Here is a 17,631-nt window from a genome sequence, read left to right on the forward strand (position 1 = left end):
GGCACGGTTTTTGTTTTTGTCAATACGAACGACAGACAGCTTGGTGGTGCGTGTTGCCGTGGCAAGAAAGGAGCAAAAAATGAGACAAGCAGGTGTGGCCCCTTGGTATCGGGTAGTTTTGTATGTATTGGCGCTAAGCATGCCAACCTCGGTTTGGGCCAGTTTTAAAGATGAGGTCAGTGGATTATATCAATCACTCAATCTCGCTGGAGAGGTGTCGTACCAAGCCTTTTCTGATGCGTATCGCCATTTTAAGCACAACCCAAGTAGCAAGCCGGTGATGACACTAATTGATTACGGAAAACCGTCGTCAGAAAAGCGGTTTTGGGTGATCAATGTGAAAAAACGCCAAATGCTATTTCGCTCTTATGTCTCTCATGGCAAAAATAGCGGCGCTTTATATGCAAAGCAGTTTTCTAACAGAATCAACTCGCTAAAAACATCATTGGGGGTCTATCGCGCGGCTGAAACCTACCATGGCAAACATGGCTATTCATTACGCCTCGATGGTTTGTCAAAGGGGTTAAATGACAATGCACGTGAAAGAGCGATTGTTATTCACGGTGCCGATTATGCCCATCCGAACGTGATCAAACAAAGTGGCCAACTCGGTCGAAGTTGGGGCTGCCCAGCGCTACCTAGCTATTTATCGGCCCGCGTGATTGATGCGATAAAAAACGGCACTTTTATCTATGCGTTTGCCAGCCAAGCTTGATGATCAAAGATGTCATAGCGGACGGGCTTTCACGAGTCATTTCACGGTGAGCGATGTAACATCTGCGCATTGTTCACCGTGAACACGCGTTCTCTACCAAGAAAAAATAAAGGCATGTTGATACGCCTTCTATCGCGCTAGCGTATGCTCCTTACCACTAAGGAGCAATGCCATGGCACGCCTAAATCCTTTTACTCTATGCTTACTCTCCGCCTTTACCCTGTTTCCTACCAGTGATGCTGATGCTGCACCGTCGGCGCCAGCGTTGATGCATGGTATTGACGGACAGATTGCCGAACAAGACTATCGTGGTTATTGGGCCAGTGAAAAGCTCGATGGGATCCGTGCTTACTGGACAGGATCTCGATTATTGACGCGGCAAGGCAATCCTATTCATGCCCCTGAAGCGTTTATCCAATCGCTTCCCCAGACACCCTTAGATGGCGAGTTATGGGCAGGACGAGGAGAGTTTCAAGCGGTATTACGCACTGTGCTTGATGATACGCCGGATGAAGATGCGTGGCAGCGTATTCGCTTTTATGCGTTTGATATGCCCGATCATCCAGGCCAATTCTCAACACGCTATACAGCGTTAAAACAGATCGTATCTAAGACAGCATCGCCGCACTTAGCGTATGTCCCACAGAAGCCTGTGACGAGCAATGAAGCACTTAAGGAGAGGTTGGCTACCATCGATGAAGCAGGCGGTGAGGGCTTGATGCTGCATCATCCTGATAGTGTGTATGTGGGTCAGCGGGTAGAAAGCGTCGTTAAGTTGAAAACCTATCAAGAAAAAGACGTGACTGTGGTAGGGATGAATCCTGGCAAAGGGCGGTTACAAGGTTTGATGGGCTCTCTGGTGGTACGCCTGGCTGACGGCACCGAGTTTAGCGTGGGATCTGGCTTTAGTGATGCGCAGCGGGCTGATCCGCCACAGGTTGGTAGTACTATCTTGGTGCGCCATAACGGTGTCACCCAAAAAGGCATTCCACGTTTTGCGCGTTTTATTCGCGAGAAGCCGTCCCTGTAATGAAACCTCCGCCAACGGAGAGTGATACTCACCGTTGGCGGTGTTGCCGCTCCCCGTTAACGATTAGCGCTCACGAATGCGCCTGAGTGACGGAAGAGGAGGAAGCACCTGTCTGTTGGCGCAATTGATGGTCCAAGCACTGGCAATCAGCGCTGTATTTTTGTTTCCCCGTTTTACCGATCCCTGGATTAAAACTATTGGTAGGATCTAACTGGTGATAAAAGTTAGCTAAGTCCGGCTCCGCCGCATAGAGGTGACCTACGTTATGCTCGGCAGGATACTTAGCGCCTCGTTCATTGAGTAGCGCCAGCATTTTCGCCTTAATCGCACTCACATCCGCACCTTTTCTCACCACATAGTCTTGATGGAAGACGTGGCAGAAAAAGTGCCCGTAATAAAGCTTGGCGACCATCTCTTGTTCTATCTCGACGGGCAAGTGCTCTTCCCACTCGGTCTCGTTGCGCTTAAGGGCTATATCTAACGCGAGAATGTCTTCCACATCGCGACTGTGCATCGTGTGGTAGCGAATCGCCGCACCGGCTGCGGCAAAGCGGTGAAGCATGGCTTTTTTCGCTTCATCCTCACTACAGGCAAAGTAATCACTGTCTGCGTGTTCGGCAAAAAAACGGCTTAAAAACGCCGAAGCCTCCTCGATTCCTTCCTCTGAGGCTTTGAATATTAGGTGGTGCTCAAACCTATCGCGAAATGCGAGCATACGTTTGGGCAAGTGCTGCGGAAAAAGCTGACTGGCGTATTGCATCACTTTATCGGGTAATGCGTTAGGTAGTAACGGCACCTTATCTAACCAAGTTGTTATTTTTGCTTTCAAAGCAAACATTTTCGGGATTGAATCCGTGCCCAGTCGACCAATCGCTAAAAACACATCTTTTCCGTAACGCTCAGCGATATCAAAGGCGTCACGGTGCATATATTCCGCCACTTCAGGCAAGTGAGAAAGCTCGGTGAGCACACGGCGGCGCAATGTATTGAGCACATCTGGGTTGTTAGTGCCAATGTAAAAGACTTGCTCACGTTCAGGGATCGGGTAGGTATCAAGGCGCACGGCAAAGACAGCCAGTTTCCCTGCACAGCCGCTCACTTCATGTAAGCGGTGTTTGTCGGCGTTATAGCGCGCGGGGCTGTCAGCATCGACATCACGCAAGATTTGCTCGTAGTCATCTGCAGACGCCTTACGCGCGTCATAGGTGATATCATCGGCGGTGTAATCACCACGCTCAACGCGCGAAAGAATGGTTTCTGTATCATCACCCAAGGCAATGCCTAAATGATTCACCAGCGTTAGCTCACCATCCTCATTTAACTGTGCAAATAATGAATATTCAGTATAAGCCGGGCCGCGTTTAACCAATGCACCACCGGAATTATTGGCCACACCACCAACAATCGATGCGCCAATGCACGACGAACCGATGACCGAATGCGGCGCGCGCTTAAGAGGCCTGAGCGTCTGCTCTAGCTGATGCAATGTTGTACCGGGAAAACTCAGTACCTGCTTACCGTTATCGATAAGCTGTAATCCGTCTAAGCGTGTGGTGTTGATTATTACCACATCACGATCGTAGTCGCTGCCTTTGGGGGTTGAGCCTTCGGTTAAGCCCGTATTCGCGGCTTGCATGATCATCACCACATCCGCGTCGACACAGGCTTGGAGCACCCGCCATTGCATCACTAAAGAGGTGGGAAAAATAACGGCGAGCGCAGGACCACCTCCCGAGCGAAAGCCAGTCCGATAATGTTGGGTCTGGTTTGTCTCAGTGAGTAAGTTATTCTTGCCTACGATGTCGGTTAAGGTGGAAATAAATGCTTTTTGCTGTGATGACGACAAACGTGATGGGGTGTTCATAAGCGTTCCTTTCCTTTACGTTACGACAAAGGCTGGGGTCAGCCTAGCTGGCCCGCTTGTGGAGAGAAAGGCCGAGAGGGGGCTCGGCCAATAACATGTAAGATTACGCCCCGGAGAGGACATCGGCAAACTGCAACACGTTGACCAAGACAATGCCGATGACAGCGGCGGCAATCAGGTAATAAAGCGTGGGTAAGACGGTTTTCCGCAGGGTCACGCCCTCACGGCCGAGTAAGCCGACCGTCGCGGATGCGGCGACCACATTATGGATGGCAATCATGTTGCCAGCTGCGGCACCGACGGCCTGCAGGGCAATCACCACTACGGTCGATGCGCCTAAGGTTTGTGCCACTTCAAACTGAAACTGGCTAAACATCATATTGGACACCGTATTGGAGCCTGCAATAAAAGCGCCCAACGCCCCAATAGTGGCGCTTAACGCTGGGAAGCCATTTCCCACTAAATCGGCCGCAAAGCGTGCGGTTATGACTGGCATACTCACCAAATCAGCACCATTAACGCCTGAGTTAATAAAAATCCGTACCATAGGGATGGTAAACACCAAGACAAATCCTGCGCCAACCAGTGTTTTACTCGATTCACGCGCAGCCGTTACCAGCGGTGACAATTGACGCGCTTGCAGCAACACGGCTAATAAAGCCACGAACGCAAGGATGCCGCCCGGTAGATAAAGTGGCTGAATGGCGGCATTAACCCCTGTTTCACCAAACAAAGAGGAGAAACCGAGGCTGACATCGGTCAGTGCCGTCTTGACCGTCGGGCTAACGCGGCTGATCACCAAGAAAACCGCCAACAAAATATAAGGGGTCCAGGCCATGGCCATGCTCATCGGCTTTTCTTGAACCTTAAGATCCATCTTCAGCGAGCCCAGCCAATGGGTTGGCCACGTCGACTCGTCATCAAAGTCCCACTGGTTTTTCGGCACTAAAAAGCCTTTACGTGCCGCGGTGGTCACAAGCACAATCCCTGCTAGACCTCCGAGTAATGAAGGGAATTCGGGTCCTAACAACCAGCCGGTGAGGGCATAAGGAACGGTGAATGCTAACCCGGCGAAAATCGCAAACGGCGCCACCTCTAAGCCTTCTTTCCAGCTCTTGTTCTTGCCGAAAAATCGGGTCAACATCATTGCCATTAGCAAAGGCATCAGTGTGCCAATCACCGCGTGAATAAACGACACTTGCGTGGTAATAGACTGCAGGTAGGTCGCCCAATCACTGCCATTGGCGGTGAGTGTTTGCCCAATTGCATGGCTGTCTAACCCTTTGTTTACGCCCACGATAATAGGTGTGCCCACTGCGCCGAAGGAGACAGGCGTAGATTGAATCATCATCCCCACCACAACCGCGGCGAGAGCAGGGAAGCCAATGGCGACCAATAACGGCGCCGCAATGGCAGCGGGGGTGCCGAAGCCTGATGCCCCTTCAATGAACGAGCCAAAGCACCATGCAATGATGATGGCCTGAATACGTCTATCATCGGAGATGGTGGTAAAGCCGTTGCGAATTACGGTAATCGCGCCAGTGTGCTTTAAGGTGTTGAGCAAAAGGATGGCACCAAACACGATCCAAAGTACGGCTGCTGTAATGATTAAACCTTGTGCGATGGAGGCCGATACGCGTGCCGCACTCATCTGCCACTGGAAGAGTGCGATTAAGACTGTCATGATAAAGGCAACGGGCATCGCCTTCTTGGCTGGCCAATTTAAGCCGACCAGTAAGATAGCCGCGACCACTATGGGTGAGAACGCGACGAGGGCGTATAGGGTATCTGTCATAAAGGTTCCTTATTAGGTGTCTCTTCCGTTGAATCACGTTGAATAAACAAGTCACCAATGTGTTGTTATTTTGCTGACAGCTCGGTGACTCGATGTTAACCGTATGTGACATTACGCGTTTGCATTTTTCTGATATATGGAAATAATGAAAATAATTACTTCCATAATTGACATAATATGCCGAAAACAGATGATCTTGTCCTCTTTGCTCAAGTCGCCGAATTAGGCTCTTTTAGCAAGGTAGCGGAAATAAATTCCCTGACAAATTCCGTAGTTAGCAAGCGGATTAAAAAGCTCGAAGAGGGGTTGGGAGTGCAGCTTTTGTATCGCACCACGCGTAAGCTGACACTGACTGATGCCGGACGTACCTTGTATCAAGGTGCAAAAAATGTGAAGCAGGCCGCTGATGAAGCCTTTGATGCGGTCGCAGGGTTTGGGGAGGCGATAACGGGCCAAATAAAAATTTCAGTGCCGACCATTTCTGGGGAACTGTTGTTGGCCGAAGCGGTGGCGGCGTTTTGTGGGCAATACCCTGGTCTCAACATCGATATGTCGTTGGACAATCGCTTTGTTGATTTAATTGATGAGGGGTTTGATCTGGTTATCCGCACCGGCTACCTCGAGGACTCTAGCTTAATTGCTCGCCATATTATCGACTCACAATGGGTGGTATGTGCGGCGCCCAGCTATATTGCGCGTCATGGGCGGCCACAACATCCTATCGAGTTAAAACAGCATAATTGTCTGCAATATGCCTACCAAACCACGGGAGCCAGTGACTGGGAGTTTAAAGGCGAGCATAAAAACCAAGTGATTAAAGTGGCCGGCAACTTTTCGACCGATAACCCCATCGCCCTACGACAAGGTGCGCTAAGTGGCCATGGCATCGCGTATGTACCGCGTTGTTTGGTGTATGACGATTTGATGCAGGGCGTATTGGTTGATCTTTTTCCTGACCAAGTGGGCAAAAAACTCGGGATTTATGCGGTATACCCATTCACTCGCCAGCCGCCTAAAAAAGTACGTTTGCTGATAGAGCACATCCGCAATAAATACCTTGCGATTCAGCATTGCTTTTAGAAAGCACCACGTGGTTCATATACTGCGCCCACGTGGTGATAGAGACGCCATTGTTATTTAAGCATTCTGGCCATTTCACGCCCTGAGCCAATGACATCGTCGATATTAGCGACCACGGTTTTAGGCAAACCGAGAATGTTGTACTCGAGCTGCTGGTCGAGCCAATCAAGCTTAGAGTCGGTGGTAACAAACTCGCCCCAAGCGGCGTCAATTTTGTTGGCTAAGCGAAGTATGCCCGCCAATGGCGAAAACTGCTCATCGTGTACGGGAGAAAACTGATAACGAATTGCATCGCTTAAGCGCTGGGGAAAGTTCCAAGTTTGTGCGAGCTCTCCACCTAACTCGGCGCTGGTGATCCCCAAGATAAGCTGCTGAGCTTCTTGCTTGGGCTTACCCGCCTCCATGTGCAGATTGATACGGTCCAGCTTATCGTAAGCGGTGGTCATGATCAGCAGCTCACCGAGATTATGGAGCATGCCGACGGTAAATGCTTCGTTATCGTCCATTCTTAATGCGTTTGCTAAGGCTTTACTCAAGGTTGCAATTTCGAAAGTGTGTTGCCAAAACGCATCCATATCCACTTCGTCATCGACGTCAAAGGCACTCATCAGTGCACTAGACACCACCAGAGTTCTCACAGGGCCTAGACCTAGCCGGATAACGGCCTCGTTGACAGAGCCTACGTTTCGGGCGCGGCCAAAATAGGCTGAATTAGACAAGCGAAGCACTCGCGCGGAAATGACCTGGTCGTAGGCGATTTTTTCGGCGATTTGATTAAGCTCAGCGTCATGGCTGTTGACCAACTCAATCAACTCTTGCACGACTTTGGGGATTTTCGGGAGGCGATCGATAAGCTCGACCAAGCTATTGGATTCCATAACAACTTCCTTCAGCGTTGGCTCTGATTTAACTATAGATCAGAGCCTAAGGCTTCAGGGACGAAAATTACTCCGTGGCGGGCGTAGCGCAGTAGGCCTGTTTTCTGGCATTAAAACGCTCTACTAGGTTTTGAATGGCCTCTTCGCAGTAGGGGCGCAAACCACTGGCAACCATCGTTTTACATCCGTGTCCCACACGCCGCCCATCGACAATAAAATCAAAAGCAAGATCGACTTTTCCGCGTTTGCCACTCACTTGCATCACCGAATCCGATAAAGCGACATCGGCAGAGTTGATTGAGAGATCATCAAACGCCAAGCTCATTTTCTCGTACATGACGAGTGGACGTTCAGTGTTAATCATCATTTGTTGCTCCCGCATTAGCGGCACCATGATATGCGGGAAGTTCTTACCGGAAAACTGCACGTAGTGCTCGGCGATCTCTGTTGCTAATGCTTTATCGTGACGTGTTTGTCCATGGCGTGTCATGGTGAGATAAAGCTTTTGATTATCGTCGACGACGGTAACGCCATCGTCTGTTTCGATAATCGACAAGGGCGTGTTGGCACTGATCATGCCATTGAACTGAATCTCGATTTGCTCGCTGATCCCTGTTTTGGCCAATAAGATAGAAAGCAGCAAATCCCCGGGCACACAGAACCGTGAAGCGTCTGTGTCATGAATCGGGTTAAAGTCGCCGGCGATACGTTTAGCAAAGTCACTTGCTTGCTGGCGAGTAAAAATCAGTTTGCCATCTTGCTCAGTGTAATAATGTTCTAATTTCATAATGGATAACAGATGCGAGAAATAAGCCGACATTGTAACCCAAGCGACGCGCGGCATTGGTCTAGCCAGTCGTTGCATTATCTTTTTGTGATTAGAGTCAACGACTAAGGTCTAAACCCTTACTACTTCAATGGTAAGCGTGAGAGTGTTATAAAATAAATAAACAGGTCACTTGCATAGGAACGGCGTATGGCATTCCCTTATCGACACATCGTAGTTTTGACAGGCGCGGGAATATCTGCAGAGTCAGGGATTAGAACCTTTCGAGATCAAGATGGCCTTTGGGAGGAGCATCATATTGAAGACGTTGCAACGCCTGAGGGCTTTGAGAGAAACCCGACCCTTGTTCAGCAGTTTTATAATGATCGTCGGCGCCAGTTACAAGGAGAGATCATCCCCAATCCGGCCCATGAGGCACTGGCACGCCTAGAGCAGGAAACCGAGGCCAGTGTGCTTGTTGTGACCCAAAACATTGATAATCTTCACGAGCGCGCGGGCACACACAATATCATTCATATGCATGGTGAGCTGTTAAAGGCGCGTTGTAGCCACTCGCAGCAAACCATCGATTGGACCGGTGATATTCAGGTGTCCGATCACTGCCATTGTTGCCAGATGCCCGCTCCGCTGAGACCACACGTGGTGTGGTTCGGAGAGATGCCTCTGGGTATGGGGGAAATTCATGATGCCCTTAATCAAGCGGATTTGTTTATTTCTATTGGCACCTCTGGGGCGGTGTATCCAGCGGCGGGGTTTGTGCACGAAGCGGCGATGCATGGTGCGCACACTATTGAAATAAACTTGGAGCCCAGCGCTGTGGAAAGTGAATTTAATGAACGGCGTTACGGGAAGGCGAGCACGCTCGTGCCGAAGCTGGTGGAGGAGATTCTGGCTCTGGAGCAGTAACGCAAGAGGATACAGATAGAAAAAAGGGCTGCTGGTGGAATAGCAGCCCTAGCGCAAGGGTTACTTTAACCTGTCTTTCGCGAGCCATTGCGAGCACATGACCAACACTAACGACACCAATAACATGATAGTGGCAAGTGCATTCACTTCGGGTGATACGCCCACTTTAACCATCGAATAAATCTTTAAGGGCAAAATTTCATAGCTTGGCCCGGTCACAAATGAGCTAACGATAACGTCGTCCAGCGAGAGGGTAAAACTCAGTAGCCAACCGGCACCGACCGCAGGAGCCGCCAGTGGCAAAATAATCTTGGTGAGGATCACCCATTCGCTCGCGCCTAAATCACGCGCGGCTTCAAGCATTTTAACGTCAAAGCCATTTAAGCGACTGTATACCGTGACGACCACGAATGGTAGGCAGAAAGTAATATGAGAGAGCAGTAGGGTTAAAAATCCCAGTTGCGCGCCCATCAACACAAATAGCGCCAATAACGAAATAGCCATCACAATGTCCGGGGACATCATCACCACAAAAAGCATGCCATTGACAAACTGTTTACCGCGAAAGCGGTAGCGAAAGAGGGCAACGGCAGTCAAGCTACCAATAATGGCGGCAGCACTAGCAGAAAAGACCGCAATGGTTAATGAGTTACCCGCCGCTTGCATCAGGCTATGATTATTGACCAGCTGCCCATACCACTCCCAAGTAAAGCCTTTCCAACTCATGCCAAATTTGCTGGCATTGAACGAGTTAACGATCAACACCAGAATTGGGATGTAAAGGAAGGCGTAAACCAAGGAGAGAAAACTATTCCTTAGCCACCGGATCATGATAAGGCCTCCTTGCGATTCATCCACTTACCCACACGCCAATATGCAAACAGCAACAGGCCCATTAACACCGTCAGAGAGATACTGGCGGCTGAGCCAAATGGCCAATCACGAACGTTCAAAATCTGGCTCTTAATCACATTGCCGATCAGTAGGTTTTTCGCTCCCCCCAGCAAATCCGAGACGTAGAACATGCCTAGAGCGGGAAGAATGACCAGCAAACTGCCAGCAATAATACCGGGTGTGGTCAATGGCAGGATCACACGCACAAAACACTGGAATTTGTTGGCGCCTAAATCACGCGCCGCTTCAAGGTAGCTGCGATCGAGTTTCTCGATGCTCGAGTACAAAGGCAGGATCATAAATGGCAGCAAAATATAGACAAGGCCAACCATCACCGCATACTCGGTGTACATGATGCGAACGGGGCGTTCTATCAAGCCAAGCCACATCATGCTTTCATTGAGTAGCCCACGGGTACCAAGAAATATTTTTAGCCCGTACGTGCGGATCAAAGAGTTGGTCCAAAAGGGGACAATCACTAAAAACAGCATCAAAGGTCGTGTGCTTTTCGGCATTTTGGCAATAATAAACGCGAATGGATAGCCAATCAGTAGGCAAATCAGGGTCGCCAAGGCCGCCATGTAGAAAGAGTGCCAGACCACTTTGGCATAAAGTGGATCGAGCAGTTTTGCATAATTGCTCAGCGTAAAGGTCATCTCTATGAGATCAGCGTCATCGCGGGTTAAAAAGCTGGTCGCGATAATCATTAGGTTGGGTAAAAAAACAAAGACCAGCAACCAACCCACGACCAAACCTACGATGGCGGTTTGCAGATTAAGCTTTTTCATCGGCCAATACCACCTCCCAGCTTTCTACCCAGGTCAGAGCGACTTTCTGATCGATGGAGTGATCAACGTCAGGATCGTCTTCATTAAAGAACTCGCTCACCATCACGGTTTGCCCTGATGGCAGCTCGAGGACCGAGTCGAGGGTCATGCCTTTGTAATTTCGCTCGCGCACATAGCCCACAATACCATTGGGTTCGGCATTGCCATGAATTTCTTCTAAGCGGATGTCTTCAGGGCGAAGCAATACCTTGATCGCGTCACCCGGATGCACATCGAGCTTGCAATAAACCTCACACTCACGAGATTCAACCCGGGCCCAAATACGCTTGTCATCAATGTGTTTGATGACAGTGGCATCAAACACATTGATTTCGCCAATAAAACGTGCCACGAATAAATTCTTAGGCTCTTCATAAATCTCACGCGGTGAGCCGTCTTGCTCGATTTCGCCATCACGCATAACGATAATACGATCTGACATCGAGAGGGCTTCTTCTTGGTCGTGGGTGACAAAGATAAAGGTAATCCCAAGCTTGCGCTGCAGCTGTTTCAGCTCCATCTGCATTTGTTTGCGCAGTTTGTAATCGAGTGCAGAAAGGGATTCATCCAGCAAGAGCACGCTCGGTTTATTCACCACGGCTCGCGCGATTGCGATACGTTGCTGCTGTCCGCCAGACAATTGATGAGGTTTACGAGAGGCATAATGGTCAAGTTGTACCATTCGCAGCGCTTCCATCACTCGAGGTTCAATCTGGTGATGATCCACGCCCTGCATGCGTAGGCCAAAAGCGACGTTTTCAAACACTGTCATGTGTGGGAAAAGGGCATAGCTTTGAAAGACAGTGTTTACATTGCGTTTTTCTGCTGGCAGGTTAGTGACATCTTTACCGTCGATAACGACAGCGCCACTGTCGGCATCTTCGAGCCCCGCAATCAAACGGAGCACTGTTGTTTTGCCACAGCCTGAAGGGCCAAGGATAGTAAGGAATTCTCCGTTATTGACCGTTAGGTTGAAACGGGAGATGATTTCTTTGCCGTCGAAGCTTTTGGTTAGTGACGCGAGCTCGACAACCGGTTTGTGAGATACATTTGCGTGCTTCAATGGTTCGTTCTCTCTCTACCTGGCAAATTGTCTTGTACATTCGTACCCATAAAACAGACGGCGCATAATAGACGCGTGGCAATCGAAGTTAAAGCAGTTTTTCGCGCGTGTTGGCACTTGAGTCTCTGTTGTCCATTAAGGTATCCAGCCTAAACCAGACCATTATCTACGCAAAGCCAATCTGGTTATTTTTCCTTATTTGTCAGAATGGTTTTTGGCTATGGGTTACAGTCAGATATACTGGGTGCATTAGTCATGATAGATAACGATTATGAGTCAACAAGAATACAATAATGCTTTACATATCGGTGGGTCGGTAGAAACGGCGCTAAACGGTCGCTACCGTCTCGATCCATTTGAGATAATCAAAGAAGCCTTCTCTCAGACATTCAAGCATTTCTGGTCGTTTTTGCCCGCCACCTTGTGCCTATTCGCGGCTCAAATAGGTATTTTAATGCTGATGCTGACGTTGTTGTTGGGGGCACCGTCGCATTTATTTGAGGCATTGGTCGGTCAACGTGAGCTGACCACAGATATGATTTCATCCGTGTGGTTGGCGAATTTTACTTCTGAGGTTCTGATTGCGCCATTATATGCGGGGGCGAGCTTAATGGGCTTGAGTCACGCTATAGGGTTTCGTTCTAAACCACGCCATTTGCTAAAAGGGCTGGTATTTGCGTTGCCCGTGACGGTGGTGATCTGCCTGTCAGCGACACTGCAAAGTGTGGCGAGTATGATTTTTCCATTACTGAGCCTTTATGTTGCGATGGCGTTTTCCATGTCGCCGTTATTGATTTGTGAAAAGCGTCTCACGCCAGTTAAAGCACTTACCGTATCCTTTCGAGCGGTAAACAAGAAATTGTTCCAAATGGCAACCATCTATGCGGTTGTAGGCGTGCTATTTCTCATTTCTTTTGCCACTGCTGGCTTTGCCTTGGTTTGGGCGTTACCCTTTCTCTTCAACGTTAAAGGTGTGATTTACCGAGAAATGTTTGGCGTTGGTGTCGAGGTGACAGTGTCACAAAATGAGAATAAAGAAGGGGCGTCACGTAGTACGACTAACTCGTCGTCATCTGACCAAGACACCTTTGACGCCTAATTCCGCTTTAAGCCTGCAACTGGAGTTCTGATGAAAAAACTAGCCAGTGTACTGGTTATGCTGGGAATGGTGAGTGTCCCGGCCAGTGCCGATACATACCGTTTTAGCTATAGCAAGCTATTTACTCAGCTTAAACATAACGTAGAAGAAGGACACCCTGATATTGGCGTGGCGTACTTTATGGTCTCGGCCGAGTCGGGAGAGGTTTGCCCGATTTCTCGCGCATGGATGAGCAAGGAAGAACATTATGAAGCGTTTGATATCCCAGCCTCTCAAGCGTTACCGCTTCCTCTTGATAACCAGCTCCGCAAAGTGAATCCGGATGTTTTTGTTGAAACGCCCGCCGATCGAAACTGTGATATCTCGTTCCAAGTGTTGGTTGATAAGCCCGTAGGAAAGCAATTAACTAGCCAGCAGATCCAGGGTTGGTTGCCTCAGATGGACACCATGATGGAAAATTTAGGCGGGATGTTTGCTTCTTGGTTTATGCCTAAGGCACAGGGCGTGGTTCTACATTTTGCGCCCTCGGTGACTGGTGCGGTGACTAGCAGTGAGGGAACAAAATACCCAATCGATGCTCACCAAGCCATTATAGATGTCAATCATCTTGGCGATAGCACCACGTTAACGCTGCCAGACGCTCCCATCAAGGTGTCGCCTTGGTTGCCGAAAAACGGATAAACGGAGAAAGACTTTAAGTCTGCACTGAGCTTCAAAGACATAATGCGCACGATGTAGAAGGCTGAAACGACAAAAAACGCCCACTGTTTAAAGTGGGCGTTTTTGTTAGCAGGCCATTTAGGGCCAACGACAATTCTGTCATGCTTCAAACACTATGTGCCGACATTGACCACGTCGAGTGATAAGTTGGGGTCAACCTCGACAGGGCTCTCTGAAACGGGCGCCGGATCGGTAAAGTTTTCCTTATCGAATGCGGTATCACCATCCCCCTCAAACGCCATACCCGCTGCGACGGATTTAAAATCAAACAGCTCGGTATCGGCCATATGCGAGGGGACGATATTTTGCATGGCTCGGAACATCGTCTCAATACGGCCTGGATACCGCTTATCCCAATCTCGGAGCATATCTTTGATCACTTGGCGTTGTAGGTTGGGTTGTGAGCCACAAAGGTTACACGGAATGATCGGGAAAGCCTTTTGCTCTGAGTAACGCTCAATGTCTTTTTCTCGACAATAGGCCAGTGGACGGATCACCACATGTTCGCCGTTATCAGAGACGAGCTTCGGTGGCATGCCTTTCATCTTGCCGCCATAGAACATGTTCAAGAACAAGGTCTCTAGTATGTCATCTCGGTGATGGCCCAATGCAATTTTGGTCGCACCCAGCTCTTTTGCTGTGCGATATAAGATACCGCGGCGAAGTCGCGAGCATAGTGAACAGGTTGTCTTGCCCTCAGGCACTTTCTCTTTGACGATAGAGTAAGTGTCTTCTTCAACAATTTTGTACTCGACGCCCAAGCCCTCTAAATACTCTGGCAAAATGTGCTCAGGAAACCCAGGTTGCTTTTGATCTAAGTTGACCGCAATGAGTTGGAATGAAACTGGCGCGCTCTTTTGCAGGCTTTGCAACATATCAAGCAAGGTATAGCTATCTTTGCCGCCTGATAAGCAAACCATGATGCGATCGCCATCTTCGATCATATTAAAGTCGGCAATCGCTTGTCCGGTGTTGCGACGAATGCGCTTTTGCAGTTTATTAAATCCGTATTTTTGTGCTTTGCTCAGCTCTTCGGTGCTCATAAGTACTATCGCGTTGTCAGGCAAGGTAAACGCATTACACTGCCAGTGTGCATGAATGGCGGGTATGATACGGATTTTGACCACAAATGCCAGTCACCCGCAGGCAGTGAATGCCACTGCCTGCTGTATGATGGAATGAGAAAGGTTAATCGTTAGCGCGAGGGTCGAGTGGGCTAATGTAACCATCAGGTTTGATGGCAAGTAAGTCACAGTCGAGTTGATCAATCATATGCTCTGCGGTATTCCCAATGAACACCGCGGATAAGCCAGTGCGCCCTGTGGTCCCGAGAATGACAAGCTCTGCATCCAGCTCCCGGGCAATGTTAGGGATAACATCTTCCGGCAATCCTTCTTGGACATGCGTGCGTGTTTCTTCGATGTGATGGCGCTGACGCAGGGCTTTCATTGCGGTGAGGTGATGGCCTCGTACCGCATCGGTATACGATGTTGGATCAAAGTCAGGCAGCTCGATAGTAATATTCACCGGCGTAGCAGGGTAGGCGTTAGCCAGGTGCAACTCAGCCCCTAGCATGGCACTCATGATATTCCCTTCATCGACCAATTTGTCGTTGAGCTCAGCGTGAGTTTCGGTTTCAGATGCCACATGAACAGAGGCGACTATCTTGCCTTTATCTGGCCAACCATGATCTTTAACTAATAACACTGAACTTGGGCATTTGCGTAACAAGTGCCAATCGGTGGGAGTAAAGATGACAGAGCCTAGTGTGTCGTGCTGGTGTGTCGCTTTAACCACCAAATCGTGGTGGTGGCTCAGCACGCGTTCGACAATCGCTTCGTAAGGGCGGTTATGCCATACCACGACTTTTTCGATCTCACATTCTTGAGCTTGGTGCGTTTGAATAACCTCATTCATCCATTCTTCACGCTGGTGCATCACACCTTGGCGCATTGCTTGCCGCTCATCCGATGAGAGCATAGATGTCATTTCGTATGAAAAGTCATAAATGGCAAGAAAGAGGGTGAGCTTAACCTTTGCATCACTTCGCTGGCTAAGCGTGACCGCACGTGAAAGTGCAGGTTGTTGTTCTTGGGAAGGATCAATGACGACGAGCAGGTTCGTGTACCTAGACATATCTGCCTCCTTTGCACAGATGCATCGGTTAATTTCACTTTAACCTACTTAGTCCGTTCACGCGAAAGAAATTGTTCACCATTGAGCAAAAAAGAGAAATGGCGCATAAAGCGCCATTTATTAACAACTTATTTACTTTTATTCGCTAAACAAAGCACTCTTCATCCGCAAGACGTGCAAGCTCTTCTAAGTCTAGAACCGTAATGTATTTACCTTTGACGGCCAATATTTCTGACTTTTGGAAGCGGCCCAATAAGCGACTGATAGTTTCAACGGTGAGACCTAGGTAGTTACCAATATCACCTCGTGTCATGGTAAGGCGGAACTCTCGCGGAGAGAATCCACGCTGAGCAAAGCGCTTCGAGAGGCTATAAAGGAAAGCGGCCAGACGTTCTTCAGCTGTTTTCTTCGATAACAGCAAAATCATATCCTGATCACCTTTTATCTCATTGCTCATTAGTCGCATGATTTGTTGGCGAAGCTTGGGCATTTTCCCAGAGAGGTCATCAAGTGTGTCGTAGGGGATCTCACAAATCATTGACGTTTCTAGCGCTTGAGCAAAGCTGGGGTGCTCACTATCGTTAATAGCGTCAAAGCCTACTAAATCGCCGGCGAGGTGGAAGGCAGTTATCTGCTCATCACCTTGTTCTGTGATTGTGTAGGTCTTAACCGTACCCGAACGAATCGCATACAACGCTCGTAGATTATCACCGGCTTTGAACAGTTCTTGGCCTTTCTGAATAGGTTTTTTTCGCTCAATGATGCTATCCAGTTGATCCAACTCTTGCTCATTTAACGTAAAGGGAATACACAGTTGGCTAATACTGCAATCTTGACAATGAATTGCGCAGCCGCCTGACTGAACCCGCCGAGTGATGATCTTATTCGACACCATACACCTGCCTAAAATTGATAAACGTCAATATACATATTACACCATGATTGTGTGCTAGGTCGACCTTATATCAGGAGTTTGAGGGCGGAATAAGCCGTATAAAAACCATAAAGCGCCAACATTGTGGCACATATCAAACGCAGTGCGTGGTTGTTAAGAATTGGCTTTATCCGCTCGGCAAGGGCACCAACGGTTAACATCGCCGGTAGTGTCCCTAATCCAAACCCAAGCATCACAAGGCCGCCCCCGGATGCGCTGCCAGCAACAGCGGCCCAACTCAGCGCGGAGTAAACCAGCCCACAGGGGAGCCAGCCCCACACAAGGCCAAAAGGATAGGCATATAATGGCGAACGCAGTGGCATCAGCTTGGACGTTAGCGGAGAAATAAATCGCCAGAGTTTGCTACCCAGCCGTTCAATATAGCTAAGGCCATTCCATACTTGAGCCATATAGGCAGCCAATAGCAACATCATAATGGCCGCAAACAGCCGCAATACCGCAAGATGCTGTGTTAAATCAGACAAAGCAAGCAATGAAGCCACGGTACCACCGATCATTGCGCCGGCAAGGGTATACGAGCTGATACGCCCCAAGTTATACAAGACAAGATACGGCCACTTGGCTTTTTGTGGCGGAATGCCAAGCGACATAGCCGCTGCGACCCCACCACACATCCCTAGGCAGTGGCCCGCCCCCAACAAGCCAATGACGAGGGCACCAATAAAATCAATGTTTGTCATCTTGCGTCGACGTGTGAGGTTCGGTTGGTTGGCTTGATTGTGATCCGGCGTCTTTCTCCGGTTCTTCTTCATCAAAAAGGATCGAAGAGCCCTGTCGTTCTAGATCCTCGAATTGATCGGATTTGACGGCCCAGATAAACACGACGGCCGCCACGCAAACCAGCATAATGGCGATGGGGATCAAAATATACAAACTAGCCAT

General features: G+C 49.1%; 18 protein-coding genes. 6 read left to right on the forward strand and 12 right to left on the reverse strand.

Features of this window, described 5'->3' with window-relative positions; translation table 11 throughout:
• The first annotated feature begins 79 nt into the window (after window positions 1-79).
• The gene (locus EHW56_RS01175; RefSeq protein WP_152798944.1) at window positions 80-715 is read left to right on the forward strand and encodes a murein L,D-transpeptidase catalytic domain family protein; all 636 of its coding nucleotides are present in this window, start codon (window positions 80-82) and stop codon (window positions 713-715) included.
• Window positions 716-887: 172 nt separating this feature from the next.
• Window positions 888-1,745, forward strand: a complete 858-nt coding sequence (locus EHW56_RS01180; protein ID WP_152798947.1) for a DNA ligase — start codon at window positions 888-890, stop codon at window positions 1,743-1,745.
• 70 nt (window positions 1,746-1,815) lie between these two features.
• Here EHW56_RS01180 and dld read toward each other — a convergent pair whose 3' ends face one another.
• Both dld and EHW56_RS01190 read right to left on the reverse strand, forming a co-directional pair.
• Window positions 1,816-3,609 (reverse strand): D-lactate dehydrogenase, encoded by a 1,794-nt coding sequence (gene dld, locus EHW56_RS01185; protein WP_152798948.1) that lies wholly within the window; start codon window positions 3,607-3,609, stop codon window positions 1,816-1,818.
• A 103-nt stretch (window positions 3,610-3,712) separates the two neighbouring features.
• Window positions 3,713-5,404, reverse strand: coding sequence for an L-lactate permease (locus EHW56_RS01190; RefSeq protein WP_152798950.1), 1,692 nt, complete (start codon window positions 5,402-5,404; stop codon window positions 3,713-3,715).
• A gap of 177 nt (window positions 5,405-5,581) precedes the next feature.
• On the opposite strand from EHW56_RS01190, the gene EHW56_RS01195 reads away from it, so the two are divergent.
• Window positions 5,582-6,484 carry a LysR family transcriptional regulator gene (locus EHW56_RS01195; RefSeq protein WP_046073247.1) on the forward strand — a complete coding sequence of 301 codons (903 nt, stop codon included), beginning with the start codon at window positions 5,582-5,584 and terminating at the stop codon, window positions 6,482-6,484.
• Window positions 6,485-6,537: 53 nt separating this feature from the next.
• Here the strand turns inward: EHW56_RS01195 and EHW56_RS01200 are convergent, their stop codons facing one another.
• Both EHW56_RS01200 and EHW56_RS01205 read right to left on the reverse strand, forming a co-directional pair.
• A complete protein-coding gene (locus tag EHW56_RS01200) occupies window positions 6,538-7,362 on the reverse strand; it encodes an HDOD domain-containing protein (RefSeq protein ID WP_152798952.1) in 825 nt (274 codons plus the stop codon).
• A gap of 67 nt (window positions 7,363-7,429) precedes the next feature.
• Window positions 7,430-8,149: a DUF3581 family protein gene (locus EHW56_RS01205; protein WP_046073807.1), complete on the reverse strand. Its 720-nt coding sequence runs from the start codon at window positions 8,147-8,149 to the stop codon at window positions 7,430-7,432.
• A 189-nt stretch (window positions 8,150-8,338) separates the two neighbouring features.
• Between EHW56_RS01205 and cobB the strand changes: the two genes are divergently transcribed.
• Window positions 8,339-9,055 (forward strand): Sir2 family NAD+-dependent deacetylase, encoded by a 717-nt coding sequence (cobB, locus tag EHW56_RS01210; RefSeq protein WP_152798954.1) that lies wholly within the window; start codon window positions 8,339-8,341, stop codon window positions 9,053-9,055.
• A 60-nt stretch (window positions 9,056-9,115) separates the two neighbouring features.
• Here the strand turns inward: cobB and potC are convergent, their stop codons facing one another.
• Genes potC through potA form a run of 3 tightly spaced genes read right to left on the reverse strand, consistent with a single transcriptional unit; the run spans window position 9,116 to window position 11,839 of the window.
• Window positions 9,116-9,886 (reverse strand): spermidine/putrescine ABC transporter permease PotC, encoded by a 771-nt coding sequence (potC, locus tag EHW56_RS01215; RefSeq protein ID WP_046073244.1) that lies wholly within the window; start codon window positions 9,884-9,886, stop codon window positions 9,116-9,118.
• Window positions 9,883-10,737: a spermidine/putrescine ABC transporter permease PotB gene (gene potB, locus EHW56_RS01220; RefSeq protein WP_152798956.1), complete on the reverse strand. Its 855-nt coding sequence runs from the start codon at window positions 10,735-10,737 to the stop codon at window positions 9,883-9,885. Before potB ends, potC begins: the two co-directional genes overlap by 4 nt.
• Window positions 10,724-11,839 carry a spermidine/putrescine ABC transporter ATP-binding protein PotA gene (gene potA, locus EHW56_RS01225; protein ID WP_069362398.1) on the reverse strand — a complete coding sequence of 372 codons (1,116 nt, stop codon included), beginning with the start codon at window positions 11,837-11,839 and terminating at the stop codon, window positions 10,724-10,726. Before potA ends, potB begins: the two co-directional genes overlap by 14 nt.
• 271 nt (window positions 11,840-12,110) lie before the next feature.
• Here potA and EHW56_RS01230 point away from each other — a divergent pair, with 271 nt between their 5' ends.
• Window positions 12,111-12,938, forward strand: coding sequence for a hypothetical protein (locus tag EHW56_RS01230; RefSeq protein ID WP_227486462.1), 828 nt, complete (start codon window positions 12,111-12,113; stop codon window positions 12,936-12,938).
• A gap of 30 nt (window positions 12,939-12,968) precedes the next feature.
• The gene (locus EHW56_RS01235) at window positions 12,969-13,619 is read left to right on the forward strand and encodes a DUF2987 domain-containing protein (protein WP_152798958.1); all 651 of its coding nucleotides are present in this window, start codon (window positions 12,969-12,971) and stop codon (window positions 13,617-13,619) included.
• Between the two features lie 152 nt (window positions 13,620-13,771).
• On the opposite strand, the gene ttcA is transcribed toward EHW56_RS01235, so the two are convergent.
• From ttcA to ccoS, 5 genes are all read right to left on the reverse strand, one after another.
• Window positions 13,772-14,701 carry a tRNA 2-thiocytidine(32) synthetase TtcA gene (ttcA, locus tag EHW56_RS01240; protein WP_046073239.1) on the reverse strand — a complete coding sequence of 310 codons (930 nt, stop codon included), beginning with the start codon at window positions 14,699-14,701 and terminating at the stop codon, window positions 13,772-13,774.
• A gap of 145 nt (window positions 14,702-14,846) precedes the next feature.
• A complete protein-coding gene (gene uspE, locus EHW56_RS01245) occupies window positions 14,847-15,794 on the reverse strand; it encodes a universal stress protein UspE (protein ID WP_046073238.1) in 948 nt (315 codons plus the stop codon).
• 145 nt (window positions 15,795-15,939) lie between these two features.
• Window positions 15,940-16,689: an FNR family transcription factor gene (locus EHW56_RS01250; RefSeq protein ID WP_046073237.1), complete on the reverse strand. Its 750-nt coding sequence runs from the start codon at window positions 16,687-16,689 to the stop codon at window positions 15,940-15,942.
• Window positions 16,690-16,754: 65 nt separating this feature from the next.
• The gene (locus tag EHW56_RS01255; protein ID WP_046073236.1) at window positions 16,755-17,429 is read right to left on the reverse strand and encodes a sulfite exporter TauE/SafE family protein; all 675 of its coding nucleotides are present in this window, start codon (window positions 17,427-17,429) and stop codon (window positions 16,755-16,757) included.
• Window positions 17,416-17,631: a cbb3-type cytochrome oxidase assembly protein CcoS gene (gene ccoS, locus EHW56_RS01260; protein ID WP_152795170.1), complete on the reverse strand. Its 216-nt coding sequence runs from the start codon at window positions 17,629-17,631 to the stop codon at window positions 17,416-17,418. The genes EHW56_RS01255 and ccoS overlap by 14 nt, the downstream gene beginning before the upstream one ends.

The organism is Salinivibrio sp. VGrn1 (assembly GCF_009377995.1).
In the GTDB taxonomy this organism is placed as follows: Bacteria; Pseudomonadota; Gammaproteobacteria; order Enterobacterales; family Vibrionaceae; genus Salinivibrio; species Salinivibrio siamensis.